Source organism: Bacillus sp. AFS029637 (genome assembly GCF_002584985.1).
Lineage (GTDB): Bacteria > Bacillota > Bacilli > Bacillales > Bacillaceae_G > Bacillus_A.
Genome location: NZ_NUPZ01000049.1, coordinates 1 through 16,802, shown reverse-complemented (window position 1 = coordinate 16,802; position 16,802 = coordinate 1). Strand labels below are relative to the sequence as shown.

General features: G+C 32.3%; 15 protein-coding genes and 1 pseudogene. 1 reads left to right on the top strand and 15 read right to left on the bottom strand.

From position 1 onward, the window contains the following. Nucleotides 1-383 precede the first annotated feature (383 nt). The gene (locus tag COE49_RS25400; protein ID WP_088233262.1) at nt 384-1,580 is read left to right on the top strand and encodes a DUF4046 domain-containing protein; all 1,197 of its coding nucleotides are present in this window, start codon (nt 384-386) and stop codon (nt 1,578-1,580) included. 896 nt (nt 1,581-2,476) lie between these two features. Here the strand turns inward: COE49_RS25400 and COE49_RS25395 are convergent. The 15 genes and pseudogenes from COE49_RS25395 to COE49_RS28180 form a co-directional block, all read right to left on the bottom strand. After that, nucleotides 2,477-2,665: a hypothetical protein gene (locus COE49_RS25395; protein ID WP_088233261.1), complete on the bottom strand. Its 189-nt coding sequence runs from the start codon at nt 2,663-2,665 to the stop codon at nt 2,477-2,479. A 46-nt stretch (nt 2,666-2,711) separates the two neighbouring features. Further along, nucleotides 2,712-3,086: a hypothetical protein gene (locus COE49_RS25390; protein ID WP_088233260.1), complete on the bottom strand. Its 375-nt coding sequence runs from the start codon at nt 3,084-3,086 to the stop codon at nt 2,712-2,714. 788 nt (nt 3,087-3,874) lie between these two features. Continuing rightward, nucleotides 3,875-4,168: an ArsR/SmtB family transcription factor gene (locus COE49_RS25385; protein ID WP_088233259.1), complete on the bottom strand. Its 294-nt coding sequence runs from the start codon at nt 4,166-4,168 to the stop codon at nt 3,875-3,877. A gap of 303 nt (nt 4,169-4,471) precedes the next feature. Next, nucleotides 4,472-5,179: a response regulator gene (locus COE49_RS25380; RefSeq protein ID WP_088233258.1), complete on the bottom strand. Its 708-nt coding sequence runs from the start codon at nt 5,177-5,179 to the stop codon at nt 4,472-4,474. Between the two features lies 1 nt (nt 5,180). Next, on the bottom strand, nt 5,181-6,779 hold the full coding sequence (locus COE49_RS25375; RefSeq protein ID WP_088233257.1) for a sensor histidine kinase: 1,599 nt from the start codon (nt 6,777-6,779) through the stop codon (nt 5,181-5,183). 438 nt (nt 6,780-7,217) lie between these two features. Continuing rightward, entirely contained in the window at nt 7,218-7,397 is a 180-nt protein-coding gene (locus COE49_RS25370) for a DUF4177 domain-containing protein (protein ID WP_078212233.1), read from the bottom strand. Nucleotides 7,398-7,536: 139 nt separating this feature from the next. Then, nucleotides 7,537-8,243 (bottom strand): annotated as a pseudogene (locus tag COE49_RS25365) (IS6 family transposase). A 141-nt stretch (nt 8,244-8,384) separates the two neighbouring features. Further along, entirely contained in the window at nt 8,385-8,852 is a 468-nt protein-coding gene (locus COE49_RS25360; protein WP_088233256.1) for a GNAT family N-acetyltransferase, read from the bottom strand. Beyond that, nucleotides 8,827-10,032, bottom strand: a complete 1,206-nt coding sequence (locus COE49_RS25355; RefSeq protein ID WP_176548486.1) for a clostripain-related cysteine peptidase — start codon at nt 10,030-10,032, stop codon at nt 8,827-8,829. Before COE49_RS25355 ends, COE49_RS25360 begins: the two co-directional genes overlap by 26 nt. Continuing rightward, nucleotides 10,010-11,854, bottom strand: a complete 1,845-nt coding sequence (locus COE49_RS25350; RefSeq protein WP_249278348.1) for an ABC transporter ATP-binding protein — start codon at nt 11,852-11,854, stop codon at nt 10,010-10,012. The genes COE49_RS25355 and COE49_RS25350 overlap by 23 nt, the downstream gene beginning before the upstream one ends. Continuing rightward, the gene (locus tag COE49_RS25345) at nt 11,802-13,775 is read right to left on the bottom strand and encodes an ABC transporter ATP-binding protein (protein ID WP_098946143.1); all 1,974 of its coding nucleotides are present in this window, start codon (nt 13,773-13,775) and stop codon (nt 11,802-11,804) included. Before COE49_RS25345 ends, COE49_RS25350 begins: the two co-directional genes overlap by 53 nt. A 15-nt stretch (nt 13,776-13,790) precedes the next feature. After that, the gene (locus COE49_RS25340) at nt 13,791-15,782 is read right to left on the bottom strand and encodes an asparagine synthase-related protein (RefSeq protein WP_088233253.1); all 1,992 of its coding nucleotides are present in this window, start codon (nt 15,780-15,782) and stop codon (nt 13,791-13,793) included. Then, nucleotides 15,779-16,252 carry a lasso peptide biosynthesis B2 protein gene (locus tag COE49_RS25335; RefSeq protein ID WP_088233252.1) on the bottom strand — a complete coding sequence of 158 codons (474 nt, stop codon included), beginning with the start codon at nt 16,250-16,252 and terminating at the stop codon, nt 15,779-15,781. The genes COE49_RS25340 and COE49_RS25335 overlap by 4 nt, the downstream gene beginning before the upstream one ends. Continuing rightward, nucleotides 16,249-16,515 (bottom strand): PqqD family peptide modification chaperone, encoded by a 267-nt coding sequence (locus COE49_RS25330; RefSeq protein ID WP_088233251.1) that lies wholly within the window; start codon nt 16,513-16,515, stop codon nt 16,249-16,251. Before COE49_RS25330 ends, COE49_RS25335 begins: the two co-directional genes overlap by 4 nt. Before the next feature lie 101 nt (nt 16,516-16,616). Next, nucleotides 16,617-16,739 carry a lariocidin family lasso peptide gene (locus tag COE49_RS28180; protein ID WP_255291267.1) on the bottom strand — a complete coding sequence of 41 codons (123 nt, stop codon included), beginning with the start codon at nt 16,737-16,739 and terminating at the stop codon, nt 16,617-16,619. Nucleotides 16,740-16,802 lie beyond the last annotated feature (63 nt).

Here is a 16,802-nt window from a genome sequence, read left to right as displayed (position 1 = left end):
TTAAGTGGTGAGTAGTTCAAAAGGGCGCATCTTATGTTTAGATGCAATTTTTCATATCTAAATAAAAGAAAACTGTATACAGAGTACGATTAAATTATATTAATAGTTTATTAAATTGTATTTAATCATTCTAATGAGTCGAAATTATTATCTTTTTATTGGATATATCAAGTTGTAACTATTATCGTTACTAAAATGAAATTAAATAGTAATTTTATTAGTATAATATTTAGAGTTGCATTGATTCGTTTATTCAAATTATTAAATGTAATTGGCGAAATTCTACTATTTACGCGTCGAAAACTTCGTGTTTCAATAAAACCACAAATGGTATTACTTCTGGTAAGAATAAGGAGAAGTTTTAGAAAGAGAGTGAACTATTCTTGACAATAAAAATAGAGGAAATATATCGAGAAATATTAGATGGAAAAAGAAAAAGTTTTCCTCCTGGTACGTGGAGCGAAGATGTAAACGGGGAATTAAAAAGGAGGGTAACGCGATATTTAATTGAGGATGTTTTAAAATGGAGCAATGATGATATTAAAGAAGAATGGAACCAGAGTCTCATTATAAAATTCAAATTAACTAGTGTGATGCAGGTTTATCGAAGTAGTCCATATGAGATGTTAAACGCAGCATATCCCAATCGATTTGAACCATGGGAGTTAAAGCATACTCCTAAGTGTTTTTGGACATACGAAAAAGGATTGGAAATATTAAGGGGAATAATTGAGGAAAAAGAAAGATTAACAGAGTATCAATTACTAAATAAGTATGATTTGAAGTGGTTAATAGAAAATAAACTAGGCGAGGTATGTTCGAGCTATTTTAATGGTAGCCCCTATCAAATGTTGAATGCAGCATATCCCGATCGATTTAAAGAGTGGGAATTGAAATGTGTTCCTAAGAATTTTTGGACTAAGGAAAAAGGGCTGTTGGCCTTGCGTTGGTGGATTGAGAAAAAAGAAAAATTAACAAAAGAAGACGTACTTGATGTGTATAGTGGGGAGTGGTTAAGAGAAAGAAATTTAGGTACACCACTGTTGAAGTATTGGAATAGAAACGCCTATCAGATGTTAAATGCAGCATATCCTAATCAATATAGAGAATGGGAATTAAAAAAAGTTTCTAATAAATTTTGGAACGATAAAGAAAAGAGTTTAAAGATTTTTAAGCAGATTATCAAAGAAAAGGGCATGTCTCAGGAAGATATAAAGAAACATTACAGTTTGAAGTGGATTGTAAATAATGGGTTGAGGACACCGCTCATGAGATTTTGGTCGGATAGCCCCTATAAGATGTTAAATGAGGCGTATCCAAATCAATTTAAAGAATGGGAATTAAAATCAGTACCTAATAGATTTTGGGAAAAAGAGAAAGCGAAAAAAATAATTAAGGATGAGATAGATAAAGCAGGGATATCTGTTTCACAGTTATTAAAAATAGGAGGAAGAAAATGGATGGTGAAAAACAAATTAAGTACACCTTTTAATCAATATTGGGGGGGGAGTACCTCTACGATGTTAAAAGAAATATATCCGAAAGAATTTGAAGTGGAAAATAGTAAGAAAGTGAACTAATTGTATGAAAAGATTGTTATTCAGTGCCATATTATTTATTAAGAAAGAGATAAACGGTTCTTTTAAACGGATAGGGAAGGAATATATGTCATGGTGACATTTCAATTTCACCTTCCGTCTCAAAAACTAAGATTACTTTTTGTTTTGAGATGGAAGGTTTTTTTCTGTATATCCATTTATTTTATTCATATCATAATATAAATCTTGTAATTTCTGAAAAATAGGATAGCCGAATAAATAAAAATAAAAATGTAATGCAGATAAAAACTATCTTAGAAATTTTTAATCATATCTCAATAAGATAAGAATACTTTTGATTTTGAGACAGAATATTTTATGTTTTTACAACTACCGATAAGATTACTTATGTAAACAAGGTTTTCGGGAAATATGCCGTCATATCAACGTTTGTTGCACTTCAGAGTACTTCCACTTACAATATCTTTTATGCATCGTTGATTTTACGCTATTTTCACCTTTAAACCACCGTTATTTCCTGCATAAACTTCACTTTGTTAACTATCACTATTTTTCTTCATTACTTATTTAAATCCTTGTGAAAAAATAAGGATTTATCTATTGAAAATGGTATATGGAGGATATACACTACCCTCCCTTCTCCAAATTATCCTTGTTAAGAAAGGAATGATATATATGAACTTCAAGACTAGTTCTTTCGAGCTCAGTGTTTCATCTGAGTTCGTTGCAGCTATCGGTCAATTAATCGTAGCTCTCCATCTAGCAGGGCTCATTTGAGCCTTGTTTCCTTTTCGTTCGTTGTGTTCGTTTGTATTGTTAATCCTTATCTTTCCTTAACAACAAACAAGACGCCACCCAGATCACGGCAGCGCCTACGATAATTGCTATAAACTTAATCAAAATTATTTATCCTCAAGTCATTTCTTTCCTTGCTTCCATACCCCATTCTCTTTATGATAAGTATTCTTTCCATTCATGAAGTCAGCTGTATTACCTGGAATGCTATATTTCTTATTCTTTTTCTTAGCCTTCTTCAGTCTCTTCTCTTCTTGAACAGCTTGCAAATCCGCCTTCCACTGTTTCAACAAATCCTTTTCACGTCGCATCGAATTTGTACCTCTTGGATTAAAATGTGAACCAAATAACTAGATTCTACCTATTTATATAGATATCCTTTAATCCAAATGTCCATTCCTTCGAATCAATAAGGCGTTGTGCTTCTATTTCAGGCGAAATTGTTATTCCTGATCCTTCTGCATAAACAACGTAAATTGCTCCTGTATAAAAATCATCCATATCTTGATCAAATGAAATTAGCATATTCCCTAATGTTTTGCTTTTTACAAACTCACAACCATCTATATCTTCAATATTGAAATTTTCTTTAGCTATCTTGTTTTCTTCAATTGGCATCGCCCAGTTAACTACACCAGTATCTCTAGTTAACTGCTGTGCTTCTCTACAAACTTCAAAATAATCATTATGCTCTGGCATTAACTCCCCTGCTAAAAAAACTCCGTATTCCATATCCCTCAGTCACCTTTTCTACTCAAATAGTGTTTTCATTCAATTACCGTTTTCGCTTTTTCTCGTTCTACAATTCGATATGTAATATTTCATATTTTATTATTTCAATATTCTTTTATTAACTATAACTTTATATAAATGAGTTTCTAAAACGCGGTAAATCAACATTTGTAATTTAATTCCTTATTAAAAATATCTAGAATATATTTTTAAACACTATATTCAGATAGTTATATTGGAATTTCCTGTTCTACACATCCATATAAGTTTTGTGTATTATGTAGTAGAAGGGTAATTAAAAGACTTACTCTTTGCTATTGAGGGAAGAGCCTGAGAGCCATATCAGGCTCTTCTTTGTTTATATACCATGTATTAAAATAAGGATTTTATTTAATTTCCATTAATCTTTCTATCCCCTTCGAATATAGTAATATCACCCAAGTGAATACCCAGGTCGCTCTAGACCAGCTTCTTGGTGCTTCTGTTACGAAGAATCCGCTTATAACCAGAGGGTTCTTTTATTTTTTCTACATATAATAACGATTTTGTTCAAAATGATGCCCTATCTATCCATTTGGACACATTTACCAGTATTTTTACCAAAAAATTCATGATATCGTTAATTAGTCGAGTACGTCATTACTTGACGATTACCCTTAGGAGCCCCGCAGACAATCGGGGTTTCTTTTATTTAAATAAGGAGTTTGTTCAAATCGTTTGATAAAGTTGCAGATAAGCTATTCTGCCTTGGATAGGCCTCAATCTTTGCACCAGAATCAGAAAGATTACTAATTTTTATTTACAATTAATAGTTTCAAATCCAATAACATTTCGACAATGGAATTAATAGTTTTGTTTTGAGCACTATAGTAAATCTGTAATCCTTTTCTATCACTCATAATTAATTTTTGAGATTTCATCTTCGATAAATGCTGCGAAACAGTAGATTGTGGGATACCAAGAATATCTACAATTTGAGTTACATTACATGCCCCTCTTGTAATTAACTCTTTCAAAATTTTAATTCGTATTGGATGAGCTAATGCTTTTAAAACTGCTGCGTTTTTTTCATAATTCAACAAACTAAACATCTCCTTGTGAACCGATATATTTTTATTATATTAATAACTTGATGAATAAAATTTTAATATTCTAGTTTTGCAGAATTTATGCTGCAGCATCTTTTCGATTTAATTTGTGTTTTATTCCGTCAAGATGATCCGGTATGCTCCAGACCCCTTTATTCTCTTTTTTACTTGCATTTCTACTTCCTTTAATTCATCTGAACAATAATATTAAAATGCTTTCAATAGTAAAAATAGTTTTTGTAATTTTTATAATTACTTTTGTAATTAAAAAAATATAAGCGACTTATAATAAGTCGCTTATACGTAAAAATCTATTTTATTTTGGTCAATACATCTCAATTTACTCACTGGTCTTCCCACATTTTGATACACTATTTCATTCTCTAATACTCCGATTTCAGTCAAAAACATTACATACTTTCGAATAGAAACTCTTGAAACTCCTACTAATTGTGCCATTTCATCTGTTGTAAACGCTCGTCCATTCAGCGACTCGATCTTCTGCCAAATTAATTGCAACGTTTGCTTCGTTAATCCTTTTGGAAGCACTTTATCGTCAAAGGGCACTCTTTTTTCTTTTTGTAAAATTAGCGAATCTAATTCCGATTGACTAATTTCTGGTTGTTCTTTCATAAAAGTAAATTTTTCTCGATATACAGTTAATGCCTCTTTAAATCGTTCAAATGTAAATGGTTTAATTAAATAATCTACCACGCCATATTGTAATGCTTTTTTGATACTCCCCATATCATGTACAGCTGAAATCATCATAATATCGATTTCTTTCTCTTGATTCCGAATATGCATTAAAAGCTCAAACCCGGTCTCTTCAGGCATAAAAATATCAAGTAATACTAAATCTACTTGTGATTTCTCTAATACTTCTATCGCTGCTTTAACTGATTTAACTGCATGGACAAGTTCAAACCCTCCCACTTGCTCTAAATAATGCGTATTTAACATTGCGACCATCGGGTCATCTTCTAAAATCAAAACTTTGATCATCTTATCTCTCATCCCTACTTTTAGGTATTTCAATCGTTATTGTCGTTCCCGTTCCTAACAATGAATGAACATGAATGTCCCCATTTATTCGCTGTATGCTTTCCTTTACAAGATGCAAACCATACCCTCGATTATCACCCTTTGTGGAATAACCTTTTATAAATAACGTATCAATTTCATTTTCTTGTATGCCTTTGCCTGTATCTTGCACTGTAATGATTAATGTATCCCCATATTGTATTCCAATTTCAACCTTCTTCTTCTCACAATCCACCACTGCGTCTAATGCATTATTAATTAAATTTCCGACAATGGTGATCAGTTCATGGATGATACGTTCATCATATATATCTGGTAAGTAAGAATCTTCTTTTATAATTAACTTTATATTTTTCTCTCTAGCATAACTAAGTTTACCTAGTAAAAATCCAGCAAATACTGGGCTTTGAATTTTTTTCATAATCCCCCCAATTTCATATTTATGCTCTGACACCATAATACTTACATATTTTTGAAGTTCTTCATACTGTTTCATATGTGTAAGTCCTAGCACGACATGCATCTTATTCATAAATTCATGAGATTGTGCCCGTAATGCTTCCGCATATAGCCTGATACCGGTTAGTTCCTCTGCCAATTTTCTAATCTCTGTTTTATCACGAAATGTTGCAATCACGCCAACTATTTCTCCTTTTACATATAAAGGAACCCGATTCGTAACAATCGTAACCCCATAAAAATTTAGTTCTTCGTTTAATTGTACCTCCCCTGTTTGCAACACTTCTTTCATACGTGAATTCTGCGTATACAATTCAATATCTTTACCGATAAAATCTTCTGTAATTCCATCTTTCTTTAATATTCGTTTTGCTTCATTATTAATTAACGTTACTTTTGCCTCTTTATCTACAGCAATAATACCTTCTTTTACAGATTGTAGCATCGTATTTCTTTCTTCAAGAATTTTCGCTATCCTATGCGGCTCAAGACCAAATAAACTTTTCTTTATATGTCTAGCTAGCAATATCGCTCCTATAATTCCAACCAATATTCCAACACCAACACCGATATAAATAATATGTCTACTTTCTTTCACCCTCTCTTTTATATTATCAGCTGAAATGCCAACAGCGACCGCACCAAGTTGCTCACCTGTGTCAGCAAAAATAGGTACGAATACTCGCATAGAAATCCCTAAAGTTCCTTTTGCTAACGAGACGTGTTCCTTTCCCTTCAATACAGGTCCTTCATCGCCTCCAAGAAAATGATGCCCTATTTTTTGAGGGTCTGGATGAGATTTTCGTATTCCATTCATATCCATAACTACAATAAATTGTACATCTGTATTCTTTAATAGCTTATTTGTATACACCTGAATCAAGGAGGGATCTACCTTCCCCGTCAACCCATCAATTACAATAGAATCATTCGCCACAATACGTGCAATCGTTTTTGCCTTCTCTGTTTGGTTATCTTCTGTCGCCTGTTCAACATTATGGCTAATTAAAACGTCTGTTACGAGTAAAGAAACAATTACAACGGTACAAACTAACAGTGTAATGGTTTTCCATAAATTCCATAGTTTATTTCTTTTTCTCATTCCTTCAATAGCTCCCCTAGTTATTAAGCAGAAAAATAAGTAAGGTGATATCATTTTCACCTTACTTATTTGCTGTTATTATACTTTAAATTTACTCGTCATTTCTTGTAGTTTTTTAGCGTCTCTTCTCTGCTAAGTTTTAATTAGCTAAACGAAATTATTACATAATAAAAAATAGAATAAGAGGAATTCAATATAACAAGTATACTAAATTTCTCTTATTTTCATTTCGAAAATTTAATATTGTCATTACTTTTGTTGTGACAAGAAGCATAAGATGGCCGTTTTGGTCAACTTATGCTTCTTTTAGTTTGCGGCCAACTTATGCTTCTAATATGTATACAACAAAAATAACAACTAGCCCCTCGTAAGAGGTACTAGTTGACGTAAAATCCGTTATTGGAAGTTATTGCAAACCCCTCTCGTTCTCGACAGGAGTTATTTGGTTCGTTCGAAGATAATCTCAAAATATTTAGCGTATCCTGCAGTTGCTGGAGCAAAGATTTGAACAAATTTCCAACCTTCTTCAGCATGTTCGGCAATAATACGTTTATAATCTTCTTTAGGTTCCCCATTCCATTTATTAGCTTCGACTTTAACAAATTTGTAATCGTACATATTCTCTCCTCCTTTTCCTAATTGTATCATTTAGAAGAAGTGATATGTTTTGTAATTCTAGTTGTATATTTTATACGGTTTTGGTGCAAAGATAAAATAAAAGAGAATAAAGCGTATATATTCCTAACGGAATCGTATCTTATGCTGCAAATCCAAACAATTGATGGATGAATTCTTTCTGATTTTGGACAGACTGGTCTTGTAAATCAATCTGTTCTTTTTTAATCATATGCATGACTTCTAATCCAGAAAGAATGGATGTAGCTGTGTCAAAACATTTAACCCTAGCATAGAACGGATTCGCTTCTTTATAAAGCGATGATCTTATTCTACTATGTTATTCAAGTACTTTTATTGTCTAAATTGCATACCATCAGGTATGCTTTTTTCTTTTTTCAACTGTTCAATTGCTATAGGATAAGCCGGGTTCTTATCGACCGTTATAACACGTGGCTTTGAAACATGAAAAGACCGCAAAGCTTTCTTGAAAAAGCGTTTTGCAGCCTTCTGGTCTCTTGTTTTATTTAGGAAAAAATCAATTGTGTTTCCTTTCGAATCAATAGCACGATCCAAATACATCCATTGACCTTTTACTTTGATATATGTTTCATCGACTCTCCAAGAGTCACTTGTTTGTTTGAGGTGACGACGGATGCGTTTGTCCAATTCAGGTCCATATTGATGAACCCAACGTATAATCGTTGTGTGAGCCATGGATAAGCCGCGTTCCTCCAGCATTTCCACCAAATCACGAAAACTGAGGCTGTACCGTAGGTACCATCTCACTGTTAACAAAATAATGTCAGGCTGATAATGCTTCCATTTGAATAAATTTTGCTTTCCCATACCGATCGCACCCCTTTTTTTAGAGTAATAATATCAGTATGCCCAAGATTTAGAGATTACTTGCAATTGCCCTAAAGTTTTTGCACCAGACCCCTAATAAATAGCAATTTTTTATAATAGAGATACGTATTTTATTATAAATTAATTATTTGATAGAATAAAAAACTCCCTATCCAAACCCATTTTCTCCCAAAACTCTAAGGCTAGCTCATTTTCTAGATCAACATAAACATGGATTAAAGAAATATCCTTTTGGTTAAACCAGTCCATTAAATCCGTTGCTAAGTTTTTAGCAACTTTCTTTCTTCGATATTCTGGTGCTACATAAACTTCATCTACTTGACCATATAACATATCGCTAACTAAATCTTGTTTCATAGAAGCAATACCATAGCCAATAGTTTGCTGGTTCTCATTAATTGCTACAAAAACCACACCATATTTTGATTGGATAAATTGTTCTATTTGCTCCTGGATAGCCTTCCTATCACTCTCATCTAATTCACATTCTGCAGTTTCTATAGCATTTTTATTCCACAATTCTACAATTTCCTTTATGCATTCTTGGTTATCCGCACCACCGTTAAGTTCCTTGATACATATTTTCATTCCTATTTTCTCCTTTTATTAGTTTTTCAGAATATAATTTAATAAACTCCCTATAATGGAGTGAAAATTCATTTTGTTGATAAATTAAAGACTTTTCTTTAAATCTATTTTCATCATGTTTTGGAAAATAGATAGAAATCCCTTTCCCTTTAGGATGCTCAGGAGTCTTCATATTATAAATAACAGCTTCTTCAATTGCCTTACAAATTGCATTAGCTTCTTTCTTGTAATTAAGTCGATTATCTAGATGGCTGACTAAATCTGCTAAATCTACCATATCAGCTTCTTCGCCATATTCTTCAGAATAATTTCTTGCTTCTATTATTACATTGAATTTTGAATGTTCTTCTATATCTTCTAATAGTTTTTCTCCTAAACTATCTACAATCTCTACAATATAATCAATTTTACTTAGATCAATAACTCCTTTTTGTAAATCTTCTTTTTCCCCATTTTCTTTGGAGTACATTCGATAACTATTGACCATGACTTCCCCTAACTCCTTCGCAGATAATGTAGGAACTTGTTGTAAAGATTCAATAATTGTTTTATAATCCAATCCATTACGATTAGTATAATCTACAGAAGCTACTAAGTAATCGGCATAATGCCTTATTGAGTAAGCAGTTTCAATCCCAGCCATACTACAAGCATCGAAGCTAATAATATTAAATTTTTGTTTTGTTTCATCAAAGGCTTCTTTCAAAGCAGCTTGCAATGTAAATAATGTTATTGCCTTATTACCATACAATTCATCTCCACCATACCCATCTACCGAACCTAATCCATGTCCCCATAGAATCAATATGTATTGTTCAGCGGGATATTGATTTATACCCCAAATTAAAAAATCACTTAATGCCTCATTAGTATCCATATTTCTCTTTTCATCATCTTGTATTAACTTTAAATTATTTTTTTGGACAATCCATCGTTGATTACGTTCTGAGGAAATAAGATCTAATTCCCATTTCTTTGCTCCTCCTGTTTCTAATATAACGTTAACATGACGAGAAGATCCAATTTTCATTAAATCTTTTATATTCATACTTGCTTCTTGATATTCGCTCTCTAAATCTGATCCCACCATATAAATAAGTAAAGTGTATTTTGATTTTCTTTTTCCCATAAAAATTGTAGAAAGAAAAGACATAAAATTATTCTTTCCTTTCAACTTCACGGTATTTATCTGCTTGCATGTTATATAACTCAGCATATACTCCTCCATGTTCCATTAAAGTATGATGATTTCCATATTCAATGACTTCTCCTTGCTGTAGAAGAACAACATTATCTGCTAATTTGGCTGTGCTAAGTTGATGTGAGATAATAATCACCGTTTTATTGTTTCCTAACTGTTTTAAACGAGTAAATATTTCATATTCCATAAAAGGATCTAAAGCCGATGTGGGTTCATCGAAAATTAAAATCTTTGCTGATTCGTCTTTCATAAATGCTCGTGCCATCGCGATACGTTGCCATTGTCCACCTGAAAGATTAATACCACCGAAAAAACGTCCAAGTTCTGTCTCATAGCCTTCTGGCAATTGAGATACCAATTTATCAGCTCCTCCAAGGTGAGCTGAATTTTGTATCAAAGACATATCATCAAAATTATTTATATCACCTACAGCAATATTTGACTTTAGATTCATTTCATAGCGGACAAAATCTTGGAACACAGCTGTAGAGTTCATGCGCATTACATTAGTGTTATAGGCATGAAGTGGTTTTTCATTAAAATAAATGGTGCCACTGATTGGTTCATAAAGCTTGAGTAACAATTTTACCAATGTGCTTTTTCCAGATCCATTTTCTCCAACTAATACTGTAACTTTTCCTTCAGGTATCACCAAATGATCAATGTTTAAAACATCTTCCCCTTTTTGATAAGAAAAGCGAACGTTTTTCAACCTAAATCCTTTTTGAATGTTAGATGGAAATGATAAGGTACCTGCTATTTTCGGGGATTTGTACGAAATAAATGTAGCAATATTACGAATATTAACCATTTCTCTGGCTCCAATTGCAAATACAGAGAATAGCTCATTTACTCCTTCTCTCATTTGGAACAATGCCCCAATAAATAATAATAAGTCACCAATAGCAATAGTTCCAGAAACAGCTTTTTTTACAATTATAATTAAAACCAATCCACTTACTATAGCTTCTAAAAGTCCCCATCCTACATTATGCAAAGTTAATTTCTTTTGATCGTGTGATAAAGTTTTAATCAATTGATTAGTAACATTTTTATATTTCCCCTTAAAAAATGCTGTCAAATTATACATTTTAACTTCATTTACTAACTCATGGTTGAGAGGAATACTAACGTAATATTCAGCTCTTCTTCTTAACTCTTGAACTTCTTCTCGTCCCTCAAATGTAACATTATTCAGCTTTGCTTCTACAAATATTTTAGGAAGAGCTAAAATAATAAATATGAATGGAACAAATGGAATAACTGTCCAAATCAAAATTGATCCTGCTATAATTTGAACAATACCACCAAATGTATTTGCTACCATGTCCAACCATAACGTCACAAAATACTCATTGTATCTTGCAACTTTCACCTTAGTGTAAAAGTTTTGATCATCAAATGGTGCGATATCTTCAAATGAATTTGCTTGGTTAATTAAAAGTTCATCAATATATTTTTGAATTTGTGCAGTAAGTAGCTTTTTATTCATTTCTACAATTGGAGCAAGTAAATCAATAAAAATTGTTAAACTCACAAATATTACTACCATCCAAAATATGGGTCCGAACTCAAAAAAAGCTTGATGATTCTTGAGTAAACCGTCAATAATTTTTGCGCTTAGCCAAACAAGTATTGGCCCCAATAAAGATTCTAATAACTTAATCATTAAGACAAAAGTGGTTCTTTGCGGATTTGCTTGATAAATTAACTTCAATCCCCAACAAGCAAATTTAACCTCTTTCCATTTAGTCTTTATTTTCATAAAAATATTCAGCTTGTACTTTGTACATTTTTGCATATTCTCCACCCAGTTCCATTAACTGTTTATGCTCTCCTTCTTCTACAATAGAACCATTTTTTAAAACCAGAATACGATTAGCCATTTTTACTGTGCTAAAGCGATGTGAGATTAATAGTACAGATTTTCCTTTTGCAAGCGCACGAAAGTTGTTATATAGCTCATACTCAGCTCTTATATCAAGAGCAGCAGTAGGTTCATCCATAATAATTAAATCAGAGTCTTGATAAATAGCGCGAGCTATTGCTATACGTTGCCATTGTCCACCTGATAAATCTTCTCCTCCCCATTCTGGTCCTAGTAAACTATTATACTTATTAGGTAACTTTTTTATAAATTCATCTACTTGTGCAATTGTAGCTACTTCTTTCAATTTCTGTTTATCTTGTCTCTGTAAATCAGAGATAGTAATATTCTCTTCAACTGTCAAACTGTATTTCCCATAATCTTGAAAAATAGCAGAGATATTGCTTCGTAATTCATTAATATCTAATGTCTTAATATCTCGACCATTGATTAATATAGAACCACTAGTCGGCTCATAAAATCGACAAAGTAATTTGACAATTGTTGTTTTTCCTGAACCATTACCACCTACTAAAGCTACATGTTCACCAGGTAATATCTTGAAACTCACATTATTCAGTATGTATTCTCTATCATTGTCTTGATCGTCGAAACTTGCATGGCTATCAATATCATAGTCTTCTAATGAATCATCATCTTCTTCATATTCATATTCATACTCATCATCATCATCATCATCTTCTTCTTCTTCTTCTTCATGCTTGCCATATGGATATTTAAAAGTAACATTTCTAAATTCAATGGACATTGGTTCCCCATACAATCCTGTCTGAGGATTAGGTACTTGATGTATATCTGGTTCGGATTCAATAAATATACGAAAATCTGTACCCATACGCCATAATTCAAGAGCATCAGCCCCATCATTACTTACTCCCATTAATTCTTTTGATAACTGAAAGATAGCCAATAAGTATAGAGCAATATCCCCAAGTGATATAGATTCATTACTGATTTGATATATAATCCATAAGTAACCTAATCCCGCAACAATTCCAGATAATAAACCCGTTAAAATTGATCCACGCACAAATGATTTTTGCATTATTTTAAATCGTGTGAATATATTTTGGAATTTCATTCGATACAGTTTTAAAAAAAATGATTCTAAACTAAATAGTCTAACTTCCTTACTAGCACGGCGACCTAACAGCATATCACGAGCATAATTCATACGGCGTCGATCTTCTGCCAATTCTTTTTCGTATTCCCAATCCAATTCACCATACTTGTTCTGCTTAAGAGCATAGGGTATTGTGCTTAACACAAGTAAAACCGCAAGGATAGGTGATAAGCTACCTATTAATAAAATGATTCCACCAATTGATATTAGGCCTGTAATAAAATTTATACTGACCGTTATAATTTGAGATGGTAACCATCCAGTAGCATCTTGCAATGTATCTAAACGATTGCGATATTTTTTTTCATCAAAAAACTTCATTCCAGGAACTTTCTCCCAAGCCTCTAAAAGAAGTAGATTGATAGATAGCAGAGAACGTTCCGACAAAATTTTTCCAATCCATTTTTTTATAGAGTCTAGTAGTACCATTAGAATCATACTGATAGCATAAATACACGCCCAGATAATACTTATGTCACTACTCTCCCCTTTTGCACTAATACCATCGATAATCTGCTTGGAAGAAAATAATTGAATTGCAGGTATTAATCCTTGTATTAACATAAACAGAAATATAAGTATAATTAATAAAGGTCCAGACCCCCATATCATCGTTCCTATAAGCTTCATTGTTTTCAGCTGATCTAGTAAGTATCGCTGCTTATTTTTTAATCTATCAACCGAATGCTCCTGATTTTGTAACATTTTCATCACCAACACCTATTTTTAGCCGAGACTTTTAAAATTCTCAAATCCTTGGTTCTCACCAATAATTTCGATATCTGATAACCACCTTGGTTTACATGGTTTTGCCCTTTCTAATACATGATTTTTCCCTTTACTCATCTCTCTTAACCATATTTCCATTTGTACAACCATAGACAAATATTGAAATGACATACCTAAATCATTATTAATATCCGAGGAACGGATTAACATCCCTAATAAATGTTCCCAAAACTTTTTCTTATCAATAATTTCTAAGTGGTCTAGTATTACTTCCTCTGAATGATCAAATAAATTTAATAAATTACTACGTTCATTCATTAAACTTTTCCTAGCCATATGTGCGTAGGACGTCTTGGTTACTCGATTATGAATATAAGAAGGTAAAATATCCGTAAATGCATTACGAATCAACATCTTTGTTCCAAAATAATTCTCTTCTTTTCCTCTTTCAAGATTAAAATGTTGTTCCATTGGTACAGAAAATGATAATTCTATCATTCTACGATCATAGAAAGGATGCATATTTTGCATTGAAATTCCAATGGCATCTAAATAACTGGCTCTAGGCCATGTATAGTCATAATGGAATCTACTTCCCCAATATTTAAGTGGTTTACTATTAAGATAACGTTTATAGTCATCCTTTTTTGCTTTATTTTCTCTCTCTCGATGAGTGTGTGTGAAATATTGTGGCATCTCATACTCATCATCTGACCAAGCTAACTTATAATATAATCTATCATTGAGCACAGGAATAAATGGAGCAATACCATAAATTGCCCCTAGTTGAATTGCTTTACCTAATTTATGATCAGACCAATCCCATGTTGTTTGTAACATTTTCTTAAATTTTCCTTGTCTAATCAAAGAATCTAATACATACTCATCTCCAGAAAATAAAAAGTCTCCACCTTCACCTGTCAAACCAAAGTCAGTTTTGAATTCATTAGCAATAGCATTATACATTTCATTAATTAACACATTAGCTCTTGGGTCAGGTCCATCTATATACCATAAGGGATCTCTCCCGATTTCCGCATTTGCAATTTTTAATGTATTGTCACCTAAAATAATAATTCCAGGTATTTGTAGATCAGTTAATAACTTACGCACAATATCCCTATCATTGCTTTGTACCATATCGTCGCTGGAAAATGATATATTTACACCCAATACTTTATGTTTGTTACCGCCTGCAATAGCAGCTGCAAGAACTCCAGCTGAATCTAACCCTCCACTTATTTCTAATATAGAAGTAGAGTGATAAAGGCGATCATTAACGGATTCAATCATAGCATCACGAAATTTCTGAACATAATCTTTTTGAATCATAGGTAACTTTAATAAGTCTTCCATACCCCAATATTTTGTTAATTTCAATTTATCCAATTTCCACTCTGCAATGGTAGCAGCGGGAATCTTTTTAATTCCTTTGAAAAATGTATCTTCTTCAAAGTTTTTTTCCCCCATTGCATATTGAGAAGTTAAATGTAAAAAACAATGTTCATAGTCAATTTCAAATGGAATATGGTTAATATGTAAAAGTGCTCTAAGATCATTGGATACAAATAGTTCTTTATGGGGACTAACCCAGTAATAAATAGGACGTGTTCCATACAAATCGCTACAAAAAATTAAAGATTTAGATTCTTTATTCCATATTGAAAAAGTAAAATCACCACCAGACAACAATTCATCTAAATTTCCACCTGCATATTGATATAATTCTTCTCTTTCTTCAGTTGATATATTTGTTGATCGAGAAGATTTCAGCCAACCATCCATTACAAAAGGAACATTTAACTTTTCTTTCTGAATATTAATTCTTTTATATATTTCATATCTGTAAGTGAACTCTGCCATGCTAACTTCTTCCTGTGCCGTCTCTTTGTAACTTATCAAAGAATCTTCTAACCAACTAGAGATATTATTTGTCCAACTTTTCCAAGTAGATTTATTTCTACTTTTCATTACAACCCATATTTTCATATTACTGAAACAGCCCACCTTTCAGCTTCATCTTTTAATTTAAATATCTGCGTTACTTTTAGATCACTATATTTATCTTGTGGGTCAATAACTTCACCATTAGGAAGTTTAACCCATGCATGAGCAAATAGTTTTCCATCAATTTTTTTAACACCAATAAGCAATTCAGCTTGAATACCCTTACAAAACAAAATTACTTGTAAAGTCGCTGCCACTGAAACACATGTTGCTACTACTTGCTCCTCTTCATCAAGTTCAAATAAATATTCACCTATTTCTTTCAATTGTTTTTGGTTAATAGAATTTTCTTTTCTACGTATTGCACTTTCATACAGAGGAAACATCTGAACAGCTAGTTTTTGATAAGATTTTTTAAAATCCCCATTCATGAACATATTACGTATCAATGAATGAATAATAAGGGAATAAACCTTATAATCTGTGTTTTTTTGAAATAATTTAATTATCATGTGTCAATCACAACCAAATCTCTAGAAGTAAGCTCATGTAAGGATTGTGAGAAAATATGTTCCACTTCTTCTTCTGAATGATCATATTTAGATTTCCATTTCTCCAGAATCTTTATGGTATCTACAGGGCCATCAGACAATTCATTCCACAACAACATTGTTGCCCCTTCCAGACCATAATAAATTTCTTTAGACATATCTAAGAGAACCACTTCTTCATCATGAATTGTTGAAGACACCATATCATTTTGTCTAATTATCATGTTTCAATTTCTCTCTCCATTTCCATATAGTTATAGAATGAGAGAGTTGCTACATGCAAACTCTCTCTACAAAAATACTATTTTGACGGAACTTAAAAGTATTAAGCTTTCTTCATTCCTCTTTTACCTTTTCCATGCTTACCATCACCAGGTTTACCAGATTTAGCAAGTGTAAGGTTCATGAATGTACCATATTCCTTTACTTTTCCAACTGTAAGTTTCATTATTTTCACCTCTTTTAAAAATTATAAGACTACTCCACTTGTGTTAAGGTTTATTATTACATA